This is a genomic window from Protaetiibacter larvae, from assembly GCF_008365275.1.
Taxonomy (GTDB): Bacteria; Actinomycetota; Actinomycetes; order Actinomycetales; family Microbacteriaceae; genus Homoserinibacter; species Homoserinibacter larvae.
This window is the reverse complement of the sequence record NZ_CP043504.1, coordinates 989539-1015301: the sequence shown is the minus strand read 5'-3', so window position 1 is coordinate 1015301 and position 25763 is coordinate 989539. Positions and strand designations below refer to the sequence as shown.

The following is a 25763-nucleotide window of genomic DNA, read 5'->3' as shown; positions in this document are numbered from 1 at the left end:
CACCCATCCGGGGGACAGCACACGCCGTGAAGAATTCAGACCACTTTCAGCGAACACGCAGGATAATGGCCCCATGAGTGACGGACCCAAGATCCTCATCGTCGACGACGAGCCCAACATCCGCGACCTGCTCACCACGAGCCTCCGCTTCGCCGGCTTCGCCGTTCGCGCGGTCGGCAACGGCGCCCAGGCCATCTCCGCGGTCCTCGACGAGGAGCCCGACCTCATCATCCTCGACGTCATGCTGCCCGACATGAACGGCTTCGGAGTCACCAAGCGCCTCCGTGCATCCGGCTACACGGCGCCGATCCTCTTCCTCACGGCGAAGGACGACACCGAGGACAAGATCACCGGCCTCACCGTCGGCGGCGACGACTACGTCACCAAGCCGTTCTCGCTGGACGAGATCGTGGCCCGCATCAAGGCGATCCTGCGGCGCACCATGGCCGACAAGGAGGACGCCATCATCCGCGCCGGCGAGCTCACCATGGACCAGGACACCCACGAGGTGACCGTGGGCGACGCCTCCGTCGAGCTCTCCCCCACCGAGTTCAAGCTGCTGCGCTACCTCATGCTCAACCCCAACCGGGTGCTGTCGAAGGCGCAGATCCTCGACCACGTGTGGGAGTACGACTTCAACGGCGATGCCGGCATCGTGGAGAGCTACATCTCCTACCTGCGCCGCAAGATCGACCAGTACTCCGCCGAGCCGATGATCCAGACCAAGCGCGGATTCGGCTACATGCTCAAGACCGCGAAGGCGTGAGCGCGACCGCGCCTCACCGGGAGCCCTGATGGCGAAGCTCCACGCCTCGTTCGACCGCTGGTGGAACGGGATCTCCCTGCGCGCGAAGATCACGGGCGTCACCGTCCTGCTGCTCACCTTCGGGCTCGCGGTGGCCGGTGCGGGAACGATGACCGTGCTGCGCACCTACCTCTTCGACCAGCGCGACGCCTCCGTCACCTCCTGGTTTCAGCAGGTCTACGGCAGCGCCGAGACCGCCCCCGCCAACCTCGCGAGCTGCAACTTCCGCTACGAGCCCGGCTACCTCGTGGCGATCGTCGACGCCGCCGGCCGCACCGTCTGCAGCAACGTGCCCGAGGACAACCTGCAGCCCGACTTCTCCTCGATGCACCTCTCGTGGAGCGTGCCGCACGACGGCAGCTTCGCGACCGTCACCGATGCCTCCGGCCGCGGTCAGTGGCGCGTCAAGACGACCGTGCTCACCGGCTCGGATGGCACGCTCGCGACGCTCGTCGCGGGAATCGACCTGACCGACATCGACTCCACGATCACCCGCTACAGCCTCATCTTCTTCCTCTTCGCGATCGCGGTCGTGCTGCTGGGGGCTGCCGTCACCCAACTGCTCGTGACGAGCACCTTCGCGCCGCTGCGCGACGTGGAGAACACGGCCGCCCGCTTCGCCGCCGGCGACTACGCCCAGCGCCTCGGCGGCGCCACCCCCAACACCGAGGTCGGCCGACTCAACCGCTCGCTCAACACCATGCTCGCCCGCATCGACCGCGCCTTCGCCGACCGCCAGCGCGCCGTCGAGCAGCTGCGCCGGTTCGTGGGCGACGCGAGCCACGAGCTGCGCACCCCGCTCGTCTCGGTGCGCGGCTACGCCGAGCTGTACCGGATGGGGGCGCTGCAGAACCCGGAAGACGTCGCCCAGGCGATGGACCGCATCGAGCGCGAGGCGATCCGGATGGGCGGACTCGTCGAGGACCTCCTCGAGCTCGCCCGCCTCGACGAGACCCGTCCCCTGCAGCGCGGACCGGTCGACCTGCTTCCGATCGCCCAGGATGCGGCCCTCGACGCGTCGGCGTCCGCACCGCAGCGCCGGATCACGGTCGTCGTGCCGGAGCCGATCGAGCCCGAGGAGCTCGTCCTCGACGAGGAACCGGAGCCGGAGCCGGCCACGGTGACGACCCCGCCCGCGACCACCCTCACCGGCCCGATCGCCTTCGCGGGCTCGGCGATCGCCCGCCTGCGCCGCCGGCGCCCGGCCGCGAGCACCGAGGCGACGGCGGGGGCCTCGACGTTGTCCGCCACCCCGCTGCCCGAGATCGGGCCGATCGTGCTGGGCGATGAGAACAAGATCCGCCAGGTGGTCACCAACCTGATGGGCAATGCGATGCGCTTCACGCCCGACGACAGCCCCATCGAGCTCGCCGTCCGAGTGGATCGCGTGGGCGGCTACGGCAGCATCTCGATCGTCGATCACGGCGAGGGGATCCCGCCGCAGCTGCGCGAGAAGATCTTCCAGCGCTTCTGGCGCGCCGACACCTCCCGCACTCGCGAGACCGGCGGCTCGGGTCTCGGCCTGGCGATCGTCGCCGGGATCGTGGCCAAGCACGACGGGCACGTCGAGGTGCTCGAGACGCCCGGCGGGGGGGCGACCTTCCGGGTGAGCATCCCGCTCCTCCCCAGCGAGCCGACCGAGGATGCCTCCCCGGCATCCGCAGAGACGGCGAATGCGGACGCGTCGCGCTCCTAGCGTGACGCCATGAGCAGCTACCAGGTAGACAGCGAAGCCGTCCTCGCACAGGCGACGGCCGCCCGGCAGACCGTCGGACGCATCCAGGGCGAGGTCACGGCCCTCCACTCCCAGCTCGCGCAGTTGCAGTCGTCGTGGACGGGCCAGGCGGCCACCGCCTTCCACGGCGTGGTCGCCGAGTGGCGCGCCGCACAGCAGCGCGTCGAGGACGCCCTCGCCGCGCTCGGCACGGCGCTCGCCCAGGCGGGCCAGCACTACGCGGAGATCGAGCAGCACAACGCGCGGCTGTTCCTGCGGTGAGCTGATCTCGATACACCGCCTGCGGCGGCACTCGATCAGCGGAGTCCTCGCTGATCGAGTGCCGCGGCGCAGCCGCGGTGTATCGAGATCAGCACCCCCCACGCACACGAAAGCGGGCGGCCCCTCGTGGGAGCCGCCCGCTGATCGTTGTCCGGACTTAGAAGTCCATGCCACCCGTCGGGTCGCCGGCCGGAGCCGCGACCTTCTCGGGCTTGTCGGCGACGACGGCCTCGGTGGTGAGGAAGAGACCGGCGATCGAGGCCGCGTTGAGCAGCGCCGAGCGGGTCACCTTCACCGGGTCGTTGATGCCGGCAGCCAGCATGTCGACGTACTCGCCGGTGGCCGCGTTGAGGCCCTGGCCCGACGGCAGGTTGCGCACGCGGTCGACCACGACGCCCGGCTCGAGGCCGGCGTTGAGGGCGATCTGCTTGAGCGGCGCGTCGATGGCGACCTTCACGATGTTCGCACCGGTGGCCTCGTCACCGGTGAGCTCGAGCTTCTCGAACGCGGCCTTGCCCGCCTGGATGAGGGCCACGCCACCGCCGGCGACGATGCCCTCCTCGACGGCGGCCTTCGCGTTGCGCACGGCGTCCTCGATGCGGTGCTTGCGCTCCTTGAGCTCGACCTCGGTGGCCGCGCCCGCCTTGATGACGGCCACGCCGCCGGCGAGCTTGGCGAGGCGCTCCTGGAGCTTCTCGCGGTCGTAGTCGGAGTCGGTGTTCTCGATCTCCTGGCGGATCTGCTTGACGCGTCCGGCGATCTGCTCGGCCGAGCCCGAACCCTCGACGATCGTGGTCTCGTCCTTGGTGACGATGACCTTGCGCGCCTGGCCGAGCAGCTCAAGGGTCGCGTTCTCGAGCTTGAGACCGACCTCCTCGCTGATGACCTGGCCGCCGGTGAGGATCGCGATGTCCTGCAGCTGCGCCTTGCGGCGGTCACCGAAGCCGGGGGCCTTGACGGCGACCGACTTGAAGATGCCGCGGATCTTGTTCACGACGAGGGTCGCGAGAGCCTCGCCGTCGACGTCCTCGGCGATGATGAGCAGCTGCTTGCCGGCCTGGATCACCTTGTCGACGATCGGCAGCAGATCCTTGATGTTCGAGATCTTGCCGTTGACGATCAGGATGTACGGGTCCTCGAAGACCGCCTCCTGGCGCTCCGGGTCGGTCACGAAGTACGCCGACAGGTAGCCCTTGTCGAAGCGCATGCCCTCGGTGAGCTCGAGGGTGGTGCCGAAGGTGTTCGACTCCTCGACGGTGACGACGCCCTCCTTGCCCACCTTGTCGATGGCCTCGGCGATGAGCGCGCCGATCTCGGGGTCGGCGGCGGAGATGGACGCGGTGGCCGCGATCTCCTCCTTGGTCTCGATCTCCTTGGCGCTCGCGCGCAGCTCGGCCTCGACGGCCGCGACGGCCTTCTCGATGCCGCGCTTGAGGCTGATCGGGTCGGCGCCGGCCGCGACGTTGCGCAGGCCCTCACGGACGAGCGCCTGGGCGAGCACGACCGAGGTGGTCGTACCGTCGCCGGCGACGTCGTCGGTCTTCTTGGCGACCTCCTTGACGAGCTCCGCACCGATCTTCTCGTACGGGTCGTCGAGTTCGATCTCCTTGGCGATGGAGACGCCGTCGTTGGTGATGGTGGGGGCGCCCCACTTCTTCTCGAGCACGACGTTGCGACCGCGCGGGCCGAGGGTGACCTTCACGGCGTCGGCCAGGGTGTTGAGGCCGCGCTCGAGGCCCCGACGGGCGTCCTCGTTGAAAGCAATGATCTTTGCCATGGGTAAGTGTCGTCCCTCCCGGACGTGATCCACAGTGAGTTGGCACTCAGAGATGGTGAGTGCCAAAGATCAGTCTGGCACTCGCCTAGAGGGAGTGCAAGCCGGGGCGAGGCGCGTTCGCGGCGGGCGTGACGGCTCAGGCCGCGGGCACGAGCTCGGCCGAACCGGAGACCGGCACGAGCTCGAACCAGCTGTTGCCGGGCGCCAGCCGGATGACCGCCCCGGTGTCGTCGACGAGCCGGATGGGGGCCACGCGGTCGCCCTTCGACCAGGTGGCGTGCACGGCCTTGCCTCCCGAGAGCACGATCGCCTCACCGCCGCCGATCAGCTCGGTCTTCGGCACGCCCTTGTCGTTCGACACCGGCACGCGCACGACCACGACGTTCACCGCGGAGAGCTGCGCGCCCTGCGAGTCGAGGTCGGCGGCGCCGCTCTGGAACCGCAGCCAGCGACCGCTCGCCGCGTCGAAGGTCCAGGAGGGATGCGAGGGCGCGCCGAACACGAGGTTGATGCCGGCGACCGCCTGCCCTTCGCGGGCCGCCGTCGACCCCGATGCGGTGTCGGCATAGGCGTACTGCTGCGGCGGCGGCGCGATGTCGGCGTGCATCCCGATGAGCTCGGGCGCCTTGACGAGCACGTTGTGCGGGGCGTCCTTGGTCTTGGTGCGGTACATGACCGCCTCGGTCGAGGACTGCCCGTGGATCGCGTTGTAGACGTTGGTCTGCTGCATGAGCGCCACGAATCGCTGCTGCCCGCCCGAGTAGGCCACGATCCCGCCGAACGGCGAGATGATGTCCGGATCCATCGGCCGGATCGACCGGATCGGCCCGATCTCGGCGGGCACGTTCGAGTGCCAGACCGCGACGTAGCGGGTGAGTCCACCCTCGACGAGCTCCTCGAACAGCAGGTCGGTCGCCTCGAGGCCGACCTGGGGTCGCGCCTCTTCGTGGTTGTCGATCTTGGCGGCGAGCGAGGCGTGGGCGAGGGCCGCGGGGTCGGCGGGGAGGCCGGTGAGCGGCGCGTAGACGACCGGCGCGGGCGTCTCGTAGTCGGAGACGTAGCTCGGCGACGGGCTCGGCGCGGGGGTCGGCATGGGGGCTGCCGTCGTGCAGCCGCCGAGCGCGAGCGCGGCCGTGGCCAGCGCCGCGACCGCCGGACCGCGACGCCCCCTCAGCTGCATGGGGTCATGCTAGGGCGAGGCGAACGCACGGCCGCCGCCATCCGCGGCGCGTCATCCCGAGCCGTGCTCAGACCGGGCGGACGGATTCCGCCTGGGGGCCCTTGGCGCCGGTGCCGACCTCGAAGGTCACCGCCTGCCCCTCTTCGAGGACCTTGTAGCCCGGCATGTCGATGGCGGAGAAGTGGACGAAGACGTCCTGGCCTCCGCCGTCGACGGTGATGAATCCGAAGCCCTTTTCCGCGTTGAACCACTTCACGGTTCCGTTGGCCATGGTCGTGCTCCCTGCTGTGTGCCCGTGCCGGCCCGTCCTTCGTGGGGCGGCACAGGGGCGATGGTAGCGAGCGCGACCGAGGGGGAATGGCGCCGGAGGGCCAAAACGACCCCGCATGACGAAGATTCAACGCAGATTAAACATCGGCGTAACACGGGGGCCGATCTGGGGCCCGGAGGCGCGGTCAGCCGGCCGCGGGAGGCACGTAGTCGGCGCCCAGGACGACCGTGATGGTGGCGGTCGGGAACGCGTCCGAGAGCCGCACATCGGAGGCCCCGATGAGCTGCATGATGCCGCGCGCGACACCCTCCGCATCCGCGCTGCCGTAGTAGACGAAGGTCGTCGGCTCTTCGGTGTTGGAGGCGCCGGCGCGACTCGGGTCGGGCCAGCCGGCGGCGCGGATCTGATCCGCCGCGATGTTGGAGAGCCCGGGCGTCGGGGTGCCGTTGAGCACCGAGATCGTGATCGTCTGCAGGAAGGCGGGGTCGAGGGTGCTGGGGTCGGTCACGGGGACGGCCGTCTCGAGCGGCGTCGGGGTGTCCGACGGCGCCACCGTCTCGTCGCCGCCGCCGATGATCGGGATCTCGAACCGCGGGTCGTACAGCGAGAGCGCGAAAAGCCCCGCCACGACGAGCGCGACGGTCGCGAGCGCCGCCCAGCCGAAGCGGATCCAGCCGCGCCCGCGCTTGCGGGGGGCGCGGTGGGCGCCGACGCGGTCGATGTCTCGGGGGACGTCGTCGAACTGGTCGCGGGGGAAGCTGGCCATCTACTCGATCGGATCCTGGGTGTCGATGCGGAGGGCGCGGGATGCGCGGGCGGTGGCCCGTGCATCGCGCACACGCTGCAGTCGACGCACCAGGAGGGGGTCGTGGCGCAGCGCGGTCGGCGAATCCAGAATCACCGACAGCATCTGATAGTACCGGGCCGGGGCCACGTCGAACTCCGCGCGGATGGCGGAGGCCTTCGCGCCGACGCGTCCGCTCCAGTCGCGTTCGAAGTCCAGCACCCGTTGCTCGAGGGCTCCGAGCTCCGTGCTCACGCTCATCCTCCTCCGCCTCGGGACCCCGGGTCGACCCCGGGGCTCCCGCCATCGTAGGCGCGCGACTCCTCGGCACCCGGCAGAACCGCGGTGCGCACCGCGAGCAGGCGATCGCCATGCGGGGCGCCTTCGGCGATGGGCTCTCCGTCGAGGGCGAGCACGAACCCGGCGGCGGGGTCGACCCGACCGTCCGCCGCGAGCGCCGCCCAGCGGTCCCGGACCGCCGGGATCGCGGCACGGGCCTCGAAGGTGATCGCCCGAGCGCCCAGCTCCGTGCAGAGCGGCAGCAGCCGCTCGCGGTCGGCGGGCGGCAGGTACACGGCGGTGCCGAGGCTCGCGACCACGAGGGTGGCCTCCGCGGGCGCCTCGGCGGCGAGTGCGGGGAGCGCGGTGAGGGCGTCGCCGGCCACGACGCGGGGCGGATGGGCGGCGGCGGTCGCGAGCGCCGCGGCGAGCCGTTCCCGTCGTCCCGGGTGGTCCGGCGGGAGGGATGCCGCGAGCCATCGGCGGTGGCCCGGATCCCGCACGTCGAGCGGCGCCAGGTCGATGCCGGCGCGCCACGCGATGTCGGGGAGCGCGGCGGGGACGAGTTCCCGCGCGTCGACGGTCGCCTCGAGGACGGGGCCGCCTGTGCCCTGCTCGTGGACGCCGTCCGGGGCGCGGAAGCGGTATCGGTAGTCGTCGACGAGCAGGCAGAGCCCCGCCGAGGCGCCGAGCTCGATGAGGGCGATCGGCCCGGGGATGCGGCCGAGCGCGACCCGCACAGGGATGCTGCGGGCGGGCTCGTTGGTCTGCACGCGGCGCCGCGGCAGTTCGGCGGCCACCTCGTCGAACCGCGACAGGACCCACGCGGTCCATTCCGCGGCCCCCGCATCCGGGGCGCCGAGCCATGCGGCGACCGCGAACAGCAGCGACGGCTGCCGGGCGGGTCGCGGCAGGCTGTCGAGCCGGGCGAGGAGGCACGCGTCGTCGGCGACGGCGCGGCACCACTCCACCTGGCGCGGGGAGGTCCCGGCGAGTTCGCGGGCGGCGCGCAGGTACCACGCGCGCGTCGACTCCGTCATGGGAGACATCATGCGGGAACTCTGCGTCGTCGGGCGACGTTGTACTCAGCGGGTGCCTCGAGGAGGTACCTAGGATGTGCGAGGAAGGGAACGCGATGGGCTACAAGGTCACCAAGACGGACGAGCAGTGGCGCGAGGAGCTGGGCGACGACCGCTACCGGGTGCTCCGCAAGGCGGGCACCGAGCGCGCGTGGACCGGTGAGCTCCTCGACGAGCACCGCGCGGGGCTCTACACCTGTGCGGCGTGCGGCGCCGAGCTGTTCAAGAGCGGCACCAAGTTCGACTCGGGCTGCGGATGGCCGAGCTTCTACGACTCGGTCAACCCGGACGCGGTCGAGCTGATCGAGGACCGCTCGCTCGGGATGGTGCGCACCGAGGTGCGCTGCGCGAACTGCGGCGGACACCTGGGCCACGTCTTCGACGACGGCTTCGGCACCCCGACGGGCCTGCGCTACTGCATGAACTCGCTCTCGCTGGGCTTCCAGGCGGCCGACGCGGACGCCCCCGCCGAGAGCTGAGCATGCGCACCAGGGGATCCGTCGCCGAGGCGATGCTGCGGCGGCGGTCCCACTCCTCGGTGGGGGACGCCGCCCCCAGCGACAAGGAACTCCGCCGGGCGGTCGAGGTGGCCGGAACGATCGCCGACCACGCGGCGCTGCGCCCGTGGCGGGTGATCGCGCTGCGCGGTGAGGCGCGCGAGCGGCTCGGTCGTGCGATCGCCGAGGCATCCGGTGCGACCGGGCACGACGCCGACAAGCTCGCCCAGAAGCCGCTGCGGGCGCCCCTGCTGCTCGCGGTCGTGGTGTCGCCGAAGCGGAGCGCGAAGGTGCCCGACTGGGAGCAGGAGGCCGTGGCGTCGGGCGTCGCCCACGCGCTCAGCCTGCTGCTCGACGACGCCGGCTGGGGCGTCATGTGGCGCACGGGGCACTACACGCGATCCGGTGCGGTCCACCGGATGCACGAGCTCGACCCCGACGAGCGGCTGCTCGGCTGGCTCTACGTGGGGGCGAAGCCGTCGCGCAAGAGCGGCCGTCGTTCGACCGCCGACGCGAAGCGCCACCTCACGAGCCTGTAGCCCGCACCTCGAGCCTCCTGTCGGATTCGAACCGACGACCCTCGCTTTACAAGAGCGATGCTCTGGCCGACTGAGCTAAGGAGGCGTGCGCGCTGGAGCGGAAAGCGGAGGCCAGTTCCGGCCTTCGCCGCGACGCCAGCGCCGACGGCCGTCTCGGCCGTCGTTCACCCCATGCTATCGAGCGTCCCTACGGGGCGGGTGCCGGCGTCGCCGCGGGTGTCGGCTCGTCGGCGAACTGCTCACCGGAGGCCTCGATGACGGCCTGCGCGAGCTCCTGCGGGTCGAAGGTCTTGGTGCTCACGAGCTGCTTGCCCGCGACGATCACGGTCGGCGCGGTCGTGATGGCGGGGATGTCCGCGTTCGCGATCGGACCGTTGAGGGCCCGCACGGTCGCGGCCTGCACCCAGGAGCTGAAGCGGCGCTTCTCGATGCAGGTGGACACCTTGGCGATGTTCCCGACGCCTGCGCGGGTGGCCCGTTCGATGAGCTGCTTGTCGGTCAGGCCTTCGCTGCCCACCTCGGGCTGGTCGGCGAAGAGCGCGTCGTGGAAGTCGAAGAAGCTGTCGGGCGAGTACTCGGCGACGCAGGCGGCCGCGTTGGCGGCGCGCAGCGAGTACTGGGTTCCGGCCGACTTGGTGGTGAGCAGTGCGATCGGGTGGATCTCGACGGTCGCCGCGCCCGACTCGATCCAGCTGCGCAGCTGCTCGACGTTGTTCTTCTCGAAGGTGCCGCAGTTCGCGCAGAGGTAGTCGACGTACAGCTGGATGTCGATGACGTCGCCCGTGGTCGTGAGCGACGCGACGGGGGTGGCCTCCGGCTTCAGCCCGATGGTGCGCACGGCCTTGTAGTCCGCGCCGATCTTGATGCCGTCGCTGGCCATGTTGAGCGGGCCGCGATCGGGGGCCTGGTTGAGGGTGATGAGGGTGACCGCGACGACGGCGAGCACGACGAGCGAGCCGCCCAGGATGCTCAGCTGGAGGGTGAGGCGGCGGCGGCGCTCCTGCTTCTTGTGCTGGGTGCGCAGTTCCCGGGCGCGCTCCTTCGCGGCCACCCGGGCTTCACTGCCGCCGGGCTCCGGGCGATCGGACTCGCCGTAGGTCATCGATCCTCGTTCTCGGGTTTGGGGAGCGCGCAGAGAGACTACGACGCGCGCGCGAGCATCGGCAAACCGCCGAGCACCGCCGTTCGATGGTAGGAAGCCAATCTGGGAACCCTCCGGACGCCTCCTGAGCGCGATCCGGACGGTCGGCCACCCGTGTCACACCATGTCATAATGAGCGAGACCGTGGGCACGGACGCCGACGGTCATTCCATTCACTACGGATCGTCCGGCACGTACCTGCCGGTGAAGGAGAACGATTACCCATGGCATCCGTCACTTTCGACAAGGCCACTCGCATCTATCCCGGATCGACCCGCCCCGCGGTCGACGCGATCGACCTCGAGGTCGCCGACGGCGAGTTCCTCGTGCTGGTCGGCCCGTCCGGTTGTGGCAAGTCCACGACCCTCCGCATGCTCGCGGGCCTCGAGGAGGTCAACGACGGCCGCATCTTGATCGGTGACCGCGACGTCACCGACGTGCCGCCGAAGGACCGCGACATCGCGATGGTCTTCCAGAACTACGCCCTCTACCCGCACATGACGGTCGCCGAGAACATGGGCTTCGCGCTCAAGATCGCGGGCGTCTCGAAGGAGGAGCGCGCCGCGCGCGTGCTCGAGGCCGCCAAGCTGCTCGATCTCGAGCCCTACCTCGGCCGCAAGCCGAAGGCCCTCTCGGGTGGTCAGCGTCAGCGCGTCGCCATGGGCCGCGCCATCGTGCGTCAGCCCCAGGTGTTCCTCATGGACGAGCCGCTGTCGAACCTCGACGCGAAGCTGCGCGTGCAGACCCGCACGCAGATCGCGTCGCTGCAGCGCCGCCTCGGCGTCACCACCGTCTACGTGACCCACGACCAGACCGAGGCCCTCACCATGGGCGACCGCATCGCGGTGCTCAAGGACGGCGTCCTGCAGCAGGTCGGCTCGCCGCGCGACCTGTACGAGAAGCCGAACAACGTGTTCGTGGCCGGCTTCATCGGGAGCCCCGCCATGAACCTGTTCCAGGCGGATGTGGCGGAGGGCGGCGTGCGCTTCGGCAGCGCCGTCACCCCGATCGAGCGCGAGGTGCTCGCGGGCGTCACGAGCGGCAAGGTCATCGTGGGTGTGCGTCCCGAGGATGTCGCCATCTCCAAGTCGGGCGAGGGCCTGACCGTCGAGGTGGACGTCGTCGAGGAGCTCGGCGCCGACGGCTACCTGTACGGCCACACCGAGGTCGACGGTCACCGCGTGGACATCATCGCCCGCGTCGACGGCCGCAACCACCCGGAGGCCGGCGAGAAGGTCGTCGTGACCCCGGTCGCCCGTCACGTGCACGTCTTCGACGTGGAGTCGGGCGAGCGCATCAACGCGGCGGCGATCGCCGCGGGCGCGACCGTCTGATCCATCCTGTTCGGCGAGGCCGCGACGTCTTCGGATGTCGCGGCCTCGTCGTATGAATAGGCTCATGTCGTGAGCTCGACCCTCTCCATCACCTCGGCCGTGCCCGACCCGGCACTGCTCGATCTGCCGTGGGAGCTGCCGCTCGAGCTGTGGCCCGACGAGACGATCGCCGCGCTGCCGAAGGGCATCTCGCGCCACCTGGTGCGCTTCGTGCACCTCGAGGGCTTCGTGGTGGCCATCAAGGAGACCTCCGCCGAGCTCGCCCGCCGCGAGTACGAGCTGCTGCGCACGCTGCAGCGGCTGGATGTGCCGTGCGTGGAACCGGTCGCCGTGGTCACCGGCCGCGTCGCCCCGGACGGCGAGGAGCTCTCCCCCGCGCTCGTCACGCGGCACCTCAAGTTCTCCCTGCCCTACCGGGCCCTCTACTCGCAGGCGCTGCGTCCCGACACCGCGACCCGCCTCGTCGACGCGCTCGCGGTGCTGCTCGCGCGGCTGCACATCATCGGCTTCTTCTGGGGCGACGTGTCGCTCTCGAACACGCTGTTCCGCCGGGATGCGGGCGCCTTCGCCGCGTACCTCGTGGATGCCGAGACCGGCAAGCTGTACGACGGCGGGCTCTCGAACGGCCAGCGCGAGAACGACCTGGAGATCGCCCGCGTGAACATCGCCGGCGAGCTGCTCGACCTGCAGTCGGGTGGGCGGCTCGACGAGGCGGTCGACCCGGTCGCGGTCGCGGACGGCATCGTGAAGGCGTACCGCTCGCTGTGGACGGAGCTCACCGCGTCCGAGACCTTCCCGGAGGCGGAGCGCTGGCGCATCCGGGAGCGCGTCGAGCGCCTCAACCAGCTGGGCTTCGACATCGAGGAGCTCTCGATCCGGAAGGACGACGGCGGCACGCGCGTGCACATCCAGCCGAAGGTGGTCGACGCCGGGCATCACTCGCGCCGCCTGCTGCGGCTCACCGGGCTCGACGCCGGAGAGAACCAGGCGCGCCGCCTGCTCAACGACCTGGACTCGTACCGCGCCATGCGCAAGCGCGCGGACGACGACGAGGAGGTCGTGGCCCACGAGTGGCTCGTGAAGGTGTTCGAGCCCGTGGTGCGGGCGATCCCCAAGGAGCTCCGCGGCAAGCTCGAGCCGGCCGAGGTGTTCCACCAGCTGCTCGACCATCGCTGGTACCTCTCGCAGAACGAGGGACGGAACGTTCCGCTCGCGGAGGCTCTCACCTCCTACGTCGACACGGTGCTGCGCCACCGTCGCGACGAGGTGACCGTCGTGGGTCCCGCGACGGCGGCCATCACCCTCCCCACCGCCGTGATCGACGAGAGCGAAGAGGATTGGCGCTCGAAGGTCTGACCGGGGGTCGGCGCATCGGCCGCCCCGGGCGTCTCGCGCGCGCCGCGGCCCGGCACCCGGCGATCACGATCGCCGTCTGGGCGGCCATCATCGGCGGCATCGTGACGGTCGCTCTCGCCGGGGTCGGCGGGCAGGGCCTGTTCTCGCGCCTCGACTCGGGCTGGACCTGGGCGGAGGGCGAGTCGACCCACGCGGATGAGCTGCTCTCGGGCGGCGACGACCAGTCCTCGACGCTGCTCGTGCACGGCGTCGACACCGCCGATCCGGAGCTCACCGGGCTCACCGCGGCACTCGCCGCGGAGCTGGCCGAGCTGCCCGAGGTGACCGTGGTGGACCCGCTCGCCCTCCCCCGACTGCCCGACGGCACCCCGCCGCCGCAGGCCGCGCGCCTGTTCGCGGATGACGGCGACGGCTTCCTGCTGCCGGCGACGGTCGCGGCGGTGGACGGCTCGGTCGACGACACGACCGTCGACGAGGTCGACGCGCGCCTGACGGATGCCGCGGAGCGCATCCGGGACCGGTTCCCGGGGGCGGTCGCCGAGGTCGGAAGCACGGCGCTGCTGGTCGACTCGATCGTGAGCCTGTCGGAGAACGACCTGCAGCGCGGCGAGACGGTCGCTCTGCCGATCGCGCTGCTCGTGATGCTCGTGGTGTTCGGCGGCTTCCTCGCCGCCGGGCTCCCGCTGGTCGGCGCGATCGTCTCCATCACGGGCGGGCTCGGGGCGCTCTTCGGCTTCACCTACCTGATGGACATCAACACGACCGTCGTCAACGTGGTGACCGCCGTGGGGCTGGGCCTCTCCATCGACTACGGCCTGCTCATCGTGAGCCGCTTCCGCGAGGAGGCGCACGCCCACGTGCCCGCCGACCGGCTGTCCGCCATCGTGCGAGCCGCCGACACCGCGGGCCGCACCGTGCTCTACTCGGGCACCGTGTTCGCGATCGCCTCGCTCGGACTGCTGCTGTTCCCCCTGCCGATCGTGCAGGCGATCGGACTCGGCGCGCTCTCCGTGACGGTGATCTCGATCCTCTCGGCACTCACCCTGCTGCCCGCACTGCTCGCGGTGCTCGGCGCCCCGCTGCTGCGCCCGGGGCTGCTCACGCGCATCCCGGGGGTGGGTGCGCTGCTGCGCCGCTTCGGCGACGTGGCGCCGGAGGAGGGGCTGTTCTCGCGGCTCACCCGGCGGGTCCAGCGTCACCCGGCGCTCGTCACGCTCGCCTGCGCCGCCGCGCTCGTGCTGCTCGCGGCACCCGTGCTGCAGCTGCGGCTCGCCAACACGAGCGTCGACTCGCTGCCCGCCACCTCGCAGCAGTACGGCTTCCAGTCGGCGCTGCGAGCGCATTTCCCCGCGGCGGCCGATCAGCGCGTCGTGCTGGTGACCGAGACCGAGGCGGATGCCGAGAGCTGGGCCGAGCAGGTGGCGCGGCTCCCGCACGTCGTATCGGTGGCCGCGCCCGAGCAGGCCGGTGAGGCGTGGCAGGCGGCCGTGCGGGTCGCGCATCGCACCGGTGCGGACGTGGTGGCGGCGATCCGCGCCGACCGACCCGGCTTCCCGCACTGGGTGACGGGCGCCGACGCCCGCACGGTCGACTTCGCCGCGACCCTCGCGGCGGGCGCCCCGTGGGCGGCGCTCGTGATCGCGCTCGGCACGATCGTGCTGCTGTTCCTCATGACCGGTTCGCTCGTCGTGCCCATCAAGGCGCTGCTGGCGAGCGCGTTGTCGCTGGGGGCCTCGCTGGGCGTGCTCGTGTGGGGTTTCCAGGACGGCAACTTCGCGGGGTTCATGCGCTTCGACCCGGACGACGTGCTGGGCGTCGACGTGCTCGTCGTGCTGCTGACCCTCGTGTTCGGTTTCGGGCTCGCGATGGACTACGAGATGTTCATCCTGTCGCGCATCACCGAGCAGGTGGAGCGCGGCGTGCCGGATGCGGAGGCGATCGCGCGCGGACTGCAGCGCTCCGGCCGGATCATCACCTCGGCCGCGCTCATCATCATCGTGGTGTTCGCCGGCTTCGCGACGGGCGACCTCATGGTCATCAAGCAGCTCGGCACCGCCCTCGCGGTCGCCGTGTTCCTCGACGCGACGATCGTGCGCTGCCTGCTCGTGCCGGCCTTCATGACCTGGCAGCGCCGCATCATGTGGTGGGCGCCGGCGCCGCTCAAGCGCCTGCACGCCCGCTTCGCCCTCCGCGACTGAGCCGGAGGCGTCATCCCCTCGCGCGTGGTGCGGTTTCGGCCGGATGGCACCCGCGAAACCGCGCCATCCGGCCGAAACCGCGCCACCGAGGTGGCTAGTGCTGCGCGCGCAGCTTCGCGACCTCGTAGAGCGCCACCGACACGGCGATACCCGCGTTGAGCGACTCGGTGTCGGCGCTGATCGGGATGGAGACGACCGCGTCGCAGGTCTCGGTGACGAGCCGCGAGAGTCCCTTGCCCTCACTGCCGACGACGATCACGATGGGACGGTCGGCGAAGGAGATCCCGGGGAGCGAGACGTCGCCGTCCCCGTCGAGCCCCAGCACGAAGAGCCCCTCCTTCTTGAGGGCGGCGAGGGTCTGGGTGAGGTTGGCCGCCATGGCGACCGGCACGCGGACCGCGGCCCCGGCCGAGGTCTTCCAGGCCGACGCGGTCATCCCGACCGATCGGCGCTGCGGCACGATCACGCCGTGGGCGCCGAAGGCACCGGCCGAGCGGATGATCGCCCCCAGGTTGCGCGGGTCGGTCACGCCGTCGAGGGCGACGATGAGCGGCGGGCGACCGGTGCGGTGCGCGGCCTCGATGAGGTCGAGCGGATGCGCGTACTCGTACGGCGGCACCTTGAGCGCGAGGCCCTGGTGCACGGCGTCGTGGCCGCTCATCCGATCGAGCTCGGGGCGCATCACCTCGAGCACGGGGATGCCGCGCTTGGTCGCGATCGACAGGGCCTCCTTGACGCGGTCGTCCATCTCGACGCGTGCGGCCACGTAGAGGGTCGTCGCGGGGATGCGTGCCCGCAGCGCTTCGACGACCGAGTTGCGGCCCGTGACGAGCTCGCCCTCGTCGGCCTTCTTGGCACGCGGCGGACGCTTCGCGGGTGCCGCCGTGCCGCCGCCGTGCCGCGCGCGCGCCGCCTCGAGGCGTTCGTTCGCGGCCTTGCGCTTGCCGGCGACGTGCCAGCTGCGGTCCTCGGCCTTGGGCGTCGGCCCCTTGCCTTCGAGGGCCTTGCGGCCGTGCCCGCCCGTTCCGGCGGTGGCACCCTTCTTGGTCTTGCGCGCCCCCGGGCGTCCCGGCTTGGCCATCAGCGGCTCCCTTGATTCGTCATGCGAGGCTCCAGCGGGCGCCTGCGGGTGTGTCGTCGATCGCGATGCCCGCGGTGGCGAGCTCGTCGCGGATGCGGTCGGCGGATGCGAAGTCCTTGCTCGCACGGGCGGTGGCGCGGTCGGCGAGCAGCTTCTCGACGAGCGCCGCGAGGGCGGACTCGGCGGCGCCCGACGACGCGTTCTCCCACTCGGGAGCACTCGGGTCCACCCCCAGCACGCCGGTCATCGCGCGTACCTGCTCGCGCAGCACGGCGACGGTGCCGAGATCTCCCGCATCGAGCGCCGTGTTGCCGGAGCGGACGGTCTCGTGCAGCACGCCGAGCGCCTCGGGCACGCCCAGGTCGTCGTCGAGCGCCGCGGCGAAGGCGTCGGGAACCCGCCCGTCGCCGGGGCCGGGCACGCGCGCGGCCTCCAGGGCTCGGCCGGAGCGGTCGAGGAAGCCGGCGATGCGATCGAGGGCCGCCTCCGCCTCCTCGAGGGCGCCGGCATGGTAGTCGATCACCGAACGGTAGTGGGCGCTCGCGAGGTAGTAGCGGACGACGAGCGGCGGGGCGAGGGCCAGGAACTCGGCGGCGTAGATCGAGTTGCCGAGCGACTTGGACATCTTCTGCCCCTCGACCATGACGATGCCGTTGTGCACCCAGTAGCTCGCGAAGGCGTCCCCCGCGGCGGTCGACTGGGCCAGCTCGTTCTCGTGGTGCGGGAAGCGCAGGTCGAGGCCCCCGCCGTGAATGTCGAACGCGGCGCCCAAGTAGCGCTTCGACATCGCCGAGCACTCGATGTGCCACCCGGGGCGCCCCGGCCCCCACGGGGAGTTCCAGGATGCGGAGGCGGGCTCCTCGGGCTTCGAGCCCTTCCAGAGGGCGAAGTCGCGGGGGTCGCGCTTGCCGCGGGTGGCGGCGTCCGGCGAGTCGGCCATGTCGTCGAGCCTCTGCCGGGTGAGGGCGCCGTAGTCGGCCCAGGTGCGCACGTCGAAGTAGACGTCGCCGGAGCCGTCGTCGGCGACGTAGGCGTGTCCGCGCGCGATGAGCGTGTCGATGAGCTCCTGCATCTGCGGGATGCTCGCGGTGGCGCGCGGCTCGTACGTGGGCGGGAGGATGCCGATGGCGCGGTATCCGGCCGTGAACTCGAGCTCGACGCGGTAGGCGACCGCCCACCACGGCTCGCGCTCGGAGGCGTTGGCGAGCACCTTGTCGTCGATGTCGGTGACGTTGCGCACGAAGGTCACCTCATAGCCGCGGTACGCGAACCAGCGCCGCCACAGGTCGTAGGCGAGCGCGGAGCGCAGGTGACCGACGTGGGGGGAGGACTGCACCGTGGGACCGCACACGTACATGCCGACCTTGCCGGGTTCGAGCGGCTCGAAGTCGCGCAGCGCCTGGGCGCGGCTGTCGTACAGGCGGACGGTCACCTCGCGAGTCTACCGAGGGGGCTGATGCGCTCCGGCTGTGTCCCCCGGACGGATTCGACAAGTGAGCGGATGCCGAATAAGGTTAGCCTTACCTGAGTCACTTGCGATGGTGCGCATCCCGTGACGAGAAGCACATTCCAACCCCATCGGAGAGATGTTGTCGTACGCGCCTGACCGCGCGCGCTCCCGCGCGCCCTGGATCGCCTTCCTGCTTGTCCCCCTGCTCGCCCTCGCGGGACTCCTCGTCCCGGCGTCCGCGGCGTCCGCCGCACCCGGTGACGTCGCCGGCGCCACCCTCAACTGGGGCTTCAAGGCGAGCTTCCGCAACTATCTGAACGGCCCCATCGCGCACGGGCACGCGACCGGCAGCGGCGTCGACACCGCGACGCCCTACGGCTGGTCGGGCGGCACGGGCAGCGCCACGGGGGGCACCGGGACGGTCGGGTACCCCGGCACGCTGCAGTTCCAGGGGCACGAGGCCACGGGCGTCCCGGCGGGCGAGTACGCCCTCGACGTCACCGTGACCGACGTGCGGGTGCGCGTCACGTCGGCGACCACCGCGGAGCTCCAGGCGGATGTCGTGTCGCGCAGCATGACGACGCTCGCCTTCGAGAACTACCCCGACGTCGTGCTCGCCACCCTCGACCTCTCGGCCGGGACGAACGCCTCCACGGCGTCGACCCTCGCCTACACGGGCGTGCCCGCCGTGCTCACGGCCGCCGGAGCGCCGGCCTTCGCGGGCTTCTACGCCGCGGGGGCCGCTCTCGACCCCGTGTCGTTCAGCTGGCCCGTCGAGCAGGCGCCCGTCGTACCGACGCTCTCCGTGTCGCAGACCGCCGGACTCGACCCGGCAGGCGCCACCATCACCGTCACGGGCGAGAACTACGACCCCGACTTCGTCGCACGCGGCGCGACCGCCGGCTTCTACGCCCAGATCGGCTGGATCGACTCCACCTGGCGCCCCTCGCAGGGCGCGGTCTCGGCCAACCGCTCGAACGCCTACTCCGCCTGGGTGCAGGACGTCAACACCGCATCCCCGTATCTGAAGTGGACCGAGAACGGCGACGGGACGGTCGACTTCAGCTGGACGATCACGATCACGAAGGCCGCCCTCGACGCCAAGAGCCGCCCCGGTGCCACGCTCGCGGTGTTCACCGTCGGTGCGGGCGGCGTCGTGCAGGCGGGCAACGAGCTCGCCGTGCCGATCGCCTTCTACGACACCACCACGCGCCTCGACGTCGACACGACCTCGGGTCTCGACCCCGCCGGCGCGACGATCACCGTCACCGGCACGAACTACGACCCCGACTTCGTCGCCCGCGGCGCGACCGCCGGCTTCTACGCCCAGGTCGGCTGGATCGACTCCACGTGGCGCCCGTCAGAGGGAGCCGTCTCCGGCAACCGCTCGAACGCCTACTCGGCGTGGGTGCAGGACGTCAACACCGCAGCCCCCTACCTGAAGTGGACCGAGAACGCCTACGGCAGCGTCGACTTCAGCTGGACGATCTCGATCACGAAGGCCGCCCTCGACGCCAAGAGTCGCGCGGGCGCCACGCTCGCCGTGTTCACCGTCGGTGCGGGCGGCGTGGTGCAGGCGGGCAACGAGCTCGCCGTGCCGATCGCGTTCTACGACACCACGACCACGCTCACCGTCGACGCCACCTCGGGCCTCGACCCGGCGGGCGCGACCATCACCGTCACCGGGAAGAACTACAACCCGGACTACACGGCCCGCGGCTCGGCGGCCGGGTTCTACGCTCAGGTCGGCTGGATCGACTCGACGTGGCGCCCCTCGCAGGGCGCGGTGTCGGGCAACCGCTCGAACGCCTACTCGGCGTGGGTGCAGGGGATCAACGAGACCGCCCCGTACCTGAAGTGGACCGAGAACGCGTACGGGACGGTCGACTTCAGCTGGACCATCCCGATCACCAAGGCCGCCCTCGACGCGAAGACCCGCGCCGGTGCGACCCTCGCGGTGTTCACGGTCGGCGCCGGCGGCGTCGTGCAGGCCGACAACGAGCTCGCCGTCCCGATCGCCTTCCAGACCCCGACCGACCCGGGCACCGGTGGCCCCGGCACGACGCCGACACCCGCCGCGGGCACCCTCAGCTGGGGCGTCAAGGCGAGCTTCCGCGACTACGTCACGGGGCCGATCGCGCACGGCTCGATCACGACGAGCGGCGTCGCCACCGCCGGCGGACGCTACGTCTTCCCGCAGTCGGGTGCAGCCTCCCTCACGGATGGCCTCGGCAGCGTCTCCTACTCGGGCTCCGTGCACTTCAGCGGCCACGCCGGGGTGCTCGACCTGCGCCTGTCCGACCCGCAGGTGCGCATCGACTCGGCCACGAGCGGCACCCTGCTCGTGCGGGTGGACGGCGGCACGCGCGTCGCCTTCGCGAGCCTCGCACTCGGCTCGGGAACGCGCAGCACGGGCGCCGACGGCTCGGTGAGCTTCACGGGCGTCCCCGCGACGATCACCGCCACGGGCTCCGACGCCTTCGCCTTCGAGGGCAGCAGCTTCTACCCGGCCGGCACCGCACTCGACCCGGTGAGCTTCACGATCGGATCGGCGGGCTCCTCGCTCGGCGGCACCACGGTCGTGGCCGCGGCCCGCACGACGCCCGCGAACACCCCGGACGCCGCACCGCCCGCCACCGAGGGCATCACCCTCGACGGCGACGGCGAAGTCACCGAGGGCGGCGAGGTGACCGCGCGTGCGGACGGCTTCCAGCCGAACGAGACCGGCATCCTCGTGGTGATCTACTCGACCCCGACCGTGCTCGCCGAGAACGCCACCGCGGACGCGGACGGACGCGTCAGCTGGACCGGCAGCCTGCCCCGCGGCCTCACCGGCGAGCACACGCTCACCTTCCAGGGCTCCGTCGACCGCGGTGTCGTGCTCGACATCCGCGCCGCCGCGACCCTGCAGTGCACCGTCTCGGATGCGCAGCTCGTGTGGGGCTTCAAGGAGAGCTTCCGCGCCTACATCGACGGCTCGATCGCCAACGGCGAGTGGACCACGGATGGCGACGCGAGCTACGACACCCCGGTGTTCACCTGGGCGGGCGGCTCCGGAAGCGCCGACCCCGAGGCGGGCGGGCTCGACGTCGCCTACGGCGGCTCGGTGCGCTTCACCGGCCACGGGGGCGTGCTCGACACGACCATCGCGAACCCGCATGTCGTGATCGACGGCGACCGCGCGGTGCTGCTGCTCGACATCACCGGCACCACGCAGGAGGGCACCCCGGTGTCGTCGACCGGTGTGGAGTTCGCCGAGCTCGACCTCACGGGCGTCGAGGCGAGCCGCGAGGGCGACACGCTCAGCTGGACGGACGTCCCGGCGAGCCTCACCGCGGCCGGTGCGGCAGCCTTCGGCACCTACCCCGAGGGCGAGGCGCTCGATCCGGTCACGATCTCGGCGACCGTCGAGTCGGGCTGCGGCGCCGTGGCGGAGGCGAGCGACGAGCCGAGCGAGGAGGCGATCGCCCCCGAGGAGGCCTCGGACGCCGCGGGCTGGCCGCTGTGGGCGACCATCCTGATCGCGGTCGTCGTGCTGCTGCTGATCGCGGCACTCGTGATCGTGCTGGTGCGCCGCGGCCGGAAGGGCACCCCGGCCGCCTAGCCGCCGCCCGGTCCATCCGACTCCGCCCGCCCGGCTCCCCAGCGCACCTGGGACCGGGCGGGCGGTTCCACGTGCTGTCACCTGCACAACGCTGGAGCGCTGCGCCCTGCGCGCCCGCGATCACGGGTGCGGGCCGCCTGACGCTACAGCGTTGTGCGGCCCTCAGCGGGAGAGGAGCGCGGTGGCGATCGCGACGAGCCCCTCGCCGCGGCCGCTGAAGCCGAGGCCGTCCGCGGTCGTCGCGGCCACGCTCACGGGCGCACCCACGAGCTCGCCCAGGTGCGCCTCGAGCTCGCTGCGGCGCGCGGCGAGGCGCGGGCGGTTGGCGACCACCTGCACCGCCACATTGCCCACCCGGAAGCCGACGCCTTCGACCAGGGCGAGCGTCTCCCGCAGGAAGATGCCGCTCTCCGCCCCGGCGTAGCGCGGATCGGCCGAGCCGAAGCGCGAGCCGAGATCCCCGAGCCCCGCCGCGGACAGCAGCGCATCGCAGATCGCATGGATCACCGCGTCGCCGTCGCTGTGACCGTCGAGGCCCGGCTCGTCCGGAAAGTAGACGCCCCCGAGCCAGAGCGGCACCGTCTCGTCGTAGCGGTGGGCGTCCACGCCGATCCCGGTGCGGATGCCGTCAGAGGCATCCACGAGCCGCTCGGCGCGGGCCAGATCCCACGGGGTCGTGATCTTGAAGGCGAGCGGCTCGCCGGGCACCGTGAGGATGCCGTGGCCTGCGGCCGCGTAGAGCGCCGCGTCGTCCGTGTGATCGTCGGCGACCGAGGCGTAGGCGGCGAGCAGCTGCGCCCGGGGGAAGCCCTGCGGTGTCTGGACGGTCACCAGGTCGCTGCGGTCGACGGCGCCGACCACCCGGTCGCCGTCCACGCGCTTCACGGTGTCGATCATGGCGAGCGCGGGGACCACCCCGTCGCCGCCGCCCGTGCGCACCGCGTGCACGACCCGATCGATGAGCGATGCCGGCGCAAGCGCGCGGGCGGCGTCGTGCACGAGCACCTGATCGATGCCGTCGGCGAGCACGGCGAGCCCCGCCGCGACCGAACGCTGCCGCGTGTCGCCACCGGCGACGACCGTCAGGTGCGCCGAGGCGGCCCCCGCGACGTGCTCGCCGATCGCGCGGGCGCGCGCGACAAGCGCGGCGGGCGCGACGACGATCACCTGGAGCGGCTCGACGGCGCCGAAGACGCCCCGAAGGGCATGCTCGAGGATGCTGACACCGTGCACCTCGACGAAGGCCTTCGGCTCATCGCGACCGAGGCGGGTCCCGCTGCCTGCGGCGACCACCACGATCGCGGTGCGCACCTCATCCGGGAGCGGGCTCATGCCACGAGCCTAGAGCCGCGAGACGGCCCCGCCCACGGCGCCACTCAGGAGGCGAGGACCTCGTCGAGCACGGTCGAGGCCTTCTCCTCGTCGGTCTTCTCCGCAAGCGCGAGCTCGGAGATGAGGATCTGCCGGGCCTTCGCGAGCATCCGCTTCTCGCCGGCCGAGAGGCCGCGGTCCTGGTCGCGGCGCCACAGGTCGCGCACGACCTCGGACACCTTGATGACGTCGCCCGAGGCGAGCTTCTCGAGGTTGGCCTTGTAGCGGCGGCTCCAGTTGGTGGGCTCCTCCGTGAACGGCGCGCGGAGCACCTCGAAAACCTTGTCGAGGCCCTCCTTGCCGATGACGTCCCGCACGCCGACCAGGTCGACGTTGTCGGCGGGCACCTCGATGATGAGGTCGCCCTGGGTGACGTTGAGCTTCAGGTACCGCTTGGTCTCGCCCTTGATGACCCTGTCTTTGACCTCGATGATGGTTGCCGCACCGTGATGGGGATAGACGACAGTCTCGCCGACCTCGAAGAGCATGGAGTTGTTCCTTCCGCAGACTGCTCATCTTACCACGCGACCCCCGTCCCGGCCGGGGCCGAGCGCCGGGCTCCCGCGGCTGCCGCTAGGCTGGAGGGGCTCATCGTCTACCCCCGGGAGGAATCCGTGAGAGCACGTGCCGTGGCCGCCATCGCCTTGAGCGGCGCCCTCGCCATCGGCCTCTCGGGCTGCAACTTCGTCATGGAGCCGGAGACCAACCAGCCCTACGACCCGAGCGACGGCGTGAGCCTCGACCTCGGCGATCTGGCCCTCCGCAACGTGCTCATCGTGACCGAGGACGGCGAGACGGGCGAGTTGCTCGGCACCGCCGTCAACACCACCGACGCGGCCATCCCGTTCACCATCCAGTGGCGCAGCGGCGGCGAGTACCACGAGGTGAAGCTGCGCGCCGCAGCAGGCGGCAGCACCGACTTCGGGTGGGGCGACGGCGACACCGTCGAGTTCGAGAACCTCGACACGCCTGCCGGCGGGCTGCTCGACGCGGTCGTGCACATCGCCGACGACCAGGCCGCCCTGCAGATCCCGGTGCTCGACGCCTCGTTCCCCGGCTACGACGAGAACTGAGCCGTCCCGCCGCGCCGCTCGTGCGCGGCGCGCGAGCTAGTTCTCGAAGCGGTAGCCGAGGCCGCGCACCGTCACGAGCAGCTGCGGCTGCGCCGGATCGGGCTCGATCTTGGCGCGGATGCGCTTGATGTGCACATCGAGGGTCTTGGTGTCGCCGAAGTAGTCGGAACCCCAGATGCGGTCGATCAGCTGGCCGCGCGTGAGCACCCGGCCGGCGTTGCGCAGCAGGAACTCGAGCAGCTCGAATTCCTTGAGCGGCATGGACACCTCGCGACCGTCCACCGACACCGCGTGCCGCTCGATGTCCATCCGCACGGGGCCGGCCTCGAGCACCGCCTCCTCCTCCTCGAGCGGCACGTCGACGCGGCGGCGCAGCACGGCCCGGATGCGGGCCAGCAGCTCGCGGCTCGAGTAGGGCTTCGTGACGTAGTCGTCGGCACCCAGCTCGAGCCCCACGACGATGTCGACCTCGCTGTCCTTCGCGGTCAGCATGATGATCGGCACGCTCGAGTGGGAGCGGATCTCGCGGCACACCTCGGTGCCCGAGAGTCCCGGCAGCATGAGGTCGAGCAGCACCAGGTCGGCGCCGTTGCGGTCGAAGTCGGCGAGCGCGGCGCGACCGTCCACGGCGATCGAGGTCTCGTACCCCTCCCGCCCCAGCAGGAACGCGAGGGGCTCGGCGAGCGAAGGCTCGTCTTCGACGATGAGGATGCGGGTCACGAACGGGCTCCACGGGGTGTCGTCGCGGCGGCCGGGGCGGCCTCCGGAAGTCGGATGGTGAACGTCGAGCCGCGGCCCTGCTGCGACCACACCCGCACGTCACCGCCGTGGTTCTGCACCACGTGCTTGACGATGCTGAGGCCGAGGCCGGTGCCGCCCGTCTGGCGGCTGCGCGCGGAGTCGACGCGGAAGAAGCGCTCGAAGACGCGATCGCGCTCCGCATCGGGGATCCCGACGCCCTGGTCGGTGACCGCGATCTCGATCGCGCCGTCACGGCGGCTCACCCCGACACCCACCCGCGTGCCGTCGGGCGAGTACTGGATGGCGTTGGCGACCAGGTTGTGCACGGCTGTGACGAGCATCGCCTCATCGCCCCATACGACCGCCTCGGGCGAGGTCTGCGCGACGATCGTGATGCGGTGCGACTCGGCGGCCACCCGGTTGGCGTCGACCGCCTGAGCGACGACCGAATCCACCGACACGCGCCCCGCATGCTCGAGCGCGTCGGCGGCCTGCAGGCGGCTGAGCTCGATGATCTCGTGGGTGAGGCTGCGGAGCCGATCCGACTCGATCGTGAGGCGGTGCGCGAAACGCTGCACCTCGTCCGGCTCGTCGGCGGCCGACTCGAGCGCCTCGGCGAGCAGCCCGATCGCGCCGATCGGGGTCTTCAACTCGTGGGAGATGTTGGCGACGAAGTCGCGACGCACATCCTCCAGGCGGTGCGCCTCGGTGCGGTCGTCGGCGAGCACGAGCACGAAGCGGCTCCCGAGCGGCGCCGCCCGCACGAGCAGGTGCACCTGGGCGTCGCCGAACGGTCCGCGCGGCAGCTGCAACTCCTCGTTCGCCGCCGAGCCCTCGATGCGCACGCGGTCCACGAGCGCGACGAGCTCGGGATGCACGATGGCATGGTTCCAGACCAACCCGAGGGCGACGGCCGCGGTCGAGCAGGTGAGCACATTGTTCGAGCTGTCGAGCACGATGCCGGCCGTCTCGAGCGCGTCGATGACCTCCTCGACCCCGTCGGGGACGGTCGGATGCACGACGGCCGCGGCGCGCTGACCGCGGCTGTGCGCGGCGACGACGGCCGCGGATGCGCCGATTCCCACCGCCAGCCCGAACGCGAGAGCCGCGGGCACGAGCCATGCCGCATCCATGCGACTAGATTAGGCGGGGCTCGCCGCAGGAAAACGCCCGATGAACGAGGTCTCGACGTACCTTCCGGGGATGT

At 71.4% G+C, this 25763-nt stretch carries 23 protein-coding genes and 1 tRNA gene; 10 read left to right on the top strand and 14 right to left on the bottom strand.

What is annotated here, in order from left to right; translation table 11 throughout:
• The first annotated feature begins 73 nt into the window (after positions 1 to 73).
• Genes FLP23_RS04755 through FLP23_RS04745 form a run of 3 tightly spaced genes read left to right on the top strand, consistent with a single transcriptional unit; the run spans position 74 to position 2801 of the window.
• A complete protein-coding gene (locus tag FLP23_RS04755; protein ID WP_149324806.1) occupies positions 74 to 766 on the top strand; it encodes a response regulator transcription factor in 693 nt (230 codons plus the stop codon).
• Between the two features lie 28 nt (positions 767 to 794).
• Entirely contained in the window at positions 795 to 2501 is a 1707-nt protein-coding gene (locus FLP23_RS04750; RefSeq protein WP_149324805.1) for a sensor histidine kinase, read from the top strand.
• A gap of 9 nt (positions 2502 to 2510) precedes the next feature.
• Positions 2511 to 2801, top strand: coding sequence for a WXG100 family type VII secretion target (locus FLP23_RS04745; protein ID WP_149324804.1), 291 nt, complete (start codon positions 2511 to 2513; stop codon positions 2799 to 2801).
• A gap of 157 nt (positions 2802 to 2958) precedes the next feature.
• On the opposite strand, the gene groL is transcribed toward FLP23_RS04745, so the two are convergent.
• The 6 genes from groL to FLP23_RS04715 form a co-directional block, all read right to left on the bottom strand.
• Entirely contained in the window at positions 2959 to 4578 is a 1620-nt protein-coding gene (gene groL, locus FLP23_RS04740; protein WP_149324803.1) for a chaperonin GroEL, read from the bottom strand.
• 136 nt (positions 4579 to 4714) lie between these two features.
• Entirely contained in the window at positions 4715 to 5758 is a 1044-nt protein-coding gene (locus FLP23_RS04735; protein WP_149324802.1) for a DUF3048 domain-containing protein, read from the bottom strand.
• Between the two features lie 67 nt (positions 5759 to 5825).
• Positions 5826 to 6029, bottom strand: a complete 204-nt coding sequence (locus FLP23_RS04730; protein ID WP_149324801.1) for a cold-shock protein — start codon at positions 6027 to 6029, stop codon at positions 5826 to 5828.
• A 184-nt stretch (positions 6030 to 6213) separates the two neighbouring features.
• Positions 6214 to 6795 carry a LytR C-terminal domain-containing protein gene (locus FLP23_RS04725; RefSeq protein WP_149324800.1) on the bottom strand — a complete coding sequence of 194 codons (582 nt, stop codon included), beginning with the start codon at positions 6793 to 6795 and terminating at the stop codon, positions 6214 to 6216.
• Entirely contained in the window at positions 6796 to 7068 is a 273-nt protein-coding gene (locus FLP23_RS04720; RefSeq protein WP_246140061.1) for a DUF3263 domain-containing protein, read from the bottom strand.
• Between the two features lie 2 nt (positions 7069 to 7070).
• Positions 7071 to 8132, bottom strand: coding sequence for a DUF2332 family protein (locus FLP23_RS04715; RefSeq protein ID WP_168200376.1), 1062 nt, complete (start codon positions 8130 to 8132; stop codon positions 7071 to 7073).
• 95 nt (positions 8133 to 8227) lie between these two features.
• On the opposite strand from FLP23_RS04715, the gene msrB reads away from it, so the two are divergent.
• Together msrB and FLP23_RS04705 are read left to right on the top strand one after the other, a co-directional pair.
• Positions 8228 to 8650 carry a peptide-methionine (R)-S-oxide reductase MsrB gene (gene msrB / locus FLP23_RS04710; RefSeq protein ID WP_149326191.1) on the top strand — a complete coding sequence of 141 codons (423 nt, stop codon included), beginning with the start codon at positions 8228 to 8230 and terminating at the stop codon, positions 8648 to 8650.
• 2 nt (positions 8651 to 8652) lie between these two features.
• Positions 8653 to 9207: a nitroreductase family protein gene (locus FLP23_RS04705; protein ID WP_246140060.1), complete on the top strand. Its 555-nt coding sequence runs from the start codon at positions 8653 to 8655 to the stop codon at positions 9205 to 9207.
• A gap of 11 nt (positions 9208 to 9218) precedes the next feature.
• Here FLP23_RS04705 and FLP23_RS04700 read toward each other — a convergent pair.
• Positions 9219 to 9292 (bottom strand) — tRNA-Thr (locus tag FLP23_RS04700).
• Between the two features lie 102 nt (positions 9293 to 9394).
• Positions 9395 to 10309 carry a DsbA family protein gene (locus tag FLP23_RS04695; RefSeq protein WP_149324797.1) on the bottom strand — a complete coding sequence of 305 codons (915 nt, stop codon included), beginning with the start codon at positions 10307 to 10309 and terminating at the stop codon, positions 9395 to 9397.
• 263 nt (positions 10310 to 10572) lie between these two features.
• On the opposite strand from FLP23_RS04695, the gene FLP23_RS04690 reads away from it, so the two are divergent.
• From FLP23_RS04690 to FLP23_RS04680, 3 genes are all read left to right on the top strand, one after another.
• A complete protein-coding gene (locus FLP23_RS04690; RefSeq protein ID WP_149324796.1) occupies positions 10573 to 11682 on the top strand; it encodes an ABC transporter ATP-binding protein in 1110 nt (369 codons plus the stop codon).
• A gap of 69 nt (positions 11683 to 11751) precedes the next feature.
• Entirely contained in the window at positions 11752 to 13038 is a 1287-nt protein-coding gene (locus tag FLP23_RS04685; protein WP_149324795.1) for a DUF4032 domain-containing protein, read from the top strand.
• Complete coding sequence (locus FLP23_RS04680) at positions 13020 to 15236, top strand: MMPL family transporter (RefSeq protein WP_246140059.1); 2217 nt, start codon at positions 13020 to 13022, stop codon at positions 15234 to 15236. The genes FLP23_RS04685 and FLP23_RS04680 overlap by 19 nt, the downstream gene beginning before the upstream one ends.
• A gap of 94 nt (positions 15237 to 15330) precedes the next feature.
• Here FLP23_RS04680 and rlmB read toward each other — a convergent pair whose 3' ends face one another.
• Together rlmB and cysS are read right to left on the bottom strand one after the other, a co-directional pair.
• Entirely contained in the window at positions 15331 to 16317 is a 987-nt protein-coding gene (gene rlmB, locus FLP23_RS04675) for a 23S rRNA (guanosine(2251)-2'-O)-methyltransferase RlmB (RefSeq protein ID WP_149324794.1), read from the bottom strand.
• 19 nt (positions 16318 to 16336) lie between these two features.
• Positions 16337 to 17749, bottom strand: a complete 1413-nt coding sequence (gene cysS / locus FLP23_RS04670) for a cysteine--tRNA ligase (protein WP_149324793.1) — start codon at positions 17747 to 17749, stop codon at positions 16337 to 16339.
• A gap of 157 nt (positions 17750 to 17906) precedes the next feature.
• Here cysS and FLP23_RS04665 point away from each other — a divergent pair, with 157 nt between their 5' ends.
• Complete coding sequence (locus FLP23_RS04665; protein WP_168200375.1) at positions 17907 to 21371, top strand: HtaA domain-containing protein; 3465 nt, start codon at positions 17907 to 17909, stop codon at positions 21369 to 21371.
• A gap of 162 nt (positions 21372 to 21533) precedes the next feature.
• On the opposite strand, the gene ispF is transcribed toward FLP23_RS04665, so the two are convergent.
• On the bottom strand, positions 21534 to 22703 hold the full coding sequence (gene ispF / locus FLP23_RS04660; protein ID WP_149324791.1) for a 2-C-methyl-D-erythritol 2,4-cyclodiphosphate synthase: 1170 nt from the start codon (positions 22701 to 22703) through the stop codon (positions 21534 to 21536).
• A 44-nt stretch (positions 22704 to 22747) separates the two neighbouring features.
• Complete coding sequence (locus FLP23_RS04655; protein ID WP_149324790.1) at positions 22748 to 23230, bottom strand: CarD family transcriptional regulator; 483 nt, start codon at positions 23228 to 23230, stop codon at positions 22748 to 22750.
• A gap of 126 nt (positions 23231 to 23356) precedes the next feature.
• Between FLP23_RS04655 and FLP23_RS04650 the strand changes: the two genes are divergently transcribed.
• Positions 23357 to 23815 carry a hypothetical protein gene (locus FLP23_RS04650; protein ID WP_149324789.1) on the top strand — a complete coding sequence of 153 codons (459 nt, stop codon included), beginning with the start codon at positions 23357 to 23359 and terminating at the stop codon, positions 23813 to 23815.
• A gap of 36 nt (positions 23816 to 23851) precedes the next feature.
• On the opposite strand, the gene FLP23_RS04645 is transcribed toward FLP23_RS04650, so the two are convergent.
• Positions 23852 to 24535, bottom strand: a complete 684-nt coding sequence (locus tag FLP23_RS04645) for a response regulator transcription factor (protein WP_149324788.1) — start codon at positions 24533 to 24535, stop codon at positions 23852 to 23854.
• Positions 24532 to 25689, bottom strand: a complete 1158-nt coding sequence (locus FLP23_RS04640) for a sensor histidine kinase (protein ID WP_149324787.1) — start codon at positions 25687 to 25689, stop codon at positions 24532 to 24534. The genes FLP23_RS04645 and FLP23_RS04640 overlap by 4 nt, the downstream gene beginning before the upstream one ends.
• Positions 25690 to 25763: the final 74 nt, after the last annotated feature.

Coding starts and splice junctions, on each gene's coding strand:
- FLP23_RS04690 (WP_149324796.1), top strand. CDS start 10,573: ATGGCATCCGTCACTTTCGACAAGGCCACTCGCATCTATCCCGGATCG.
- ispF (WP_149324791.1), bottom strand. CDS start 22,703: ATGAGCCCGCTCCCGGATGAGGTGCGCACCGCGATCGTGGTGGTCGCC.
- FLP23_RS04640 (WP_149324787.1), bottom strand. CDS start 25,689: ATGGATGCGGCATGGCTCGTGCCCGCGGCTCTCGCGTTCGGGCTGGCG.
- FLP23_RS04725 (WP_149324800.1), bottom strand. CDS start 6,795: ATGGCCAGCTTCCCCCGCGACCAGTTCGACGACGTCCCCCGAGACATC.
- msrB (WP_149326191.1), top strand. CDS start 8,228: ATGGGCTACAAGGTCACCAAGACGGACGAGCAGTGGCGCGAGGAGCTG.
- FLP23_RS04695 (WP_149324797.1), bottom strand. CDS start 10,309: ATGACCTACGGCGAGTCCGATCGCCCGGAGCCCGGCGGCAGTGAAGCC.
- FLP23_RS04745 (WP_149324804.1), top strand. CDS start 2,511: ATGAGCAGCTACCAGGTAGACAGCGAAGCCGTCCTCGCACAGGCGACG.
- FLP23_RS04750 (WP_149324805.1), top strand. CDS start 795: ATGGCGAAGCTCCACGCCTCGTTCGACCGCTGGTGGAACGGGATCTCC.
- groL (WP_149324803.1), bottom strand. CDS start 4,578: ATGGCAAAGATCATTGCTTTCAACGAGGACGCCCGTCGGGGCCTCGAG.
- FLP23_RS04655 (WP_149324790.1), bottom strand. CDS start 23,230: ATGCTCTTCGAGGTCGGCGAGACTGTCGTCTATCCCCATCACGGTGCG.
- FLP23_RS04715 (WP_168200376.1), bottom strand. CDS start 8,132: ATGACGGAGTCGACGCGCGCGTGGTACCTGCGCGCCGCCCGCGAACTC.
- FLP23_RS04730 (WP_149324801.1), bottom strand. CDS start 6,029: ATGGCCAACGGAACCGTGAAGTGGTTCAACGCGGAAAAGGGCTTCGGA.
- FLP23_RS04755 (WP_149324806.1), top strand. CDS start 74: ATGAGTGACGGACCCAAGATCCTCATCGTCGACGACGAGCCCAACATC.
- FLP23_RS04735 (WP_149324802.1), bottom strand. CDS start 5,758: ATGCAGCTGAGGGGGCGTCGCGGTCCGGCGGTCGCGGCGCTGGCCACG.
- rlmB (WP_149324794.1), bottom strand. CDS start 16,317: ATGGCCAAGCCGGGACGCCCGGGGGCGCGCAAGACCAAGAAGGGTGCC.
- FLP23_RS04705 (WP_246140060.1), top strand. CDS start 8,653: ATGCGCACCAGGGGATCCGTCGCCGAGGCGATGCTGCGGCGGCGGTCC.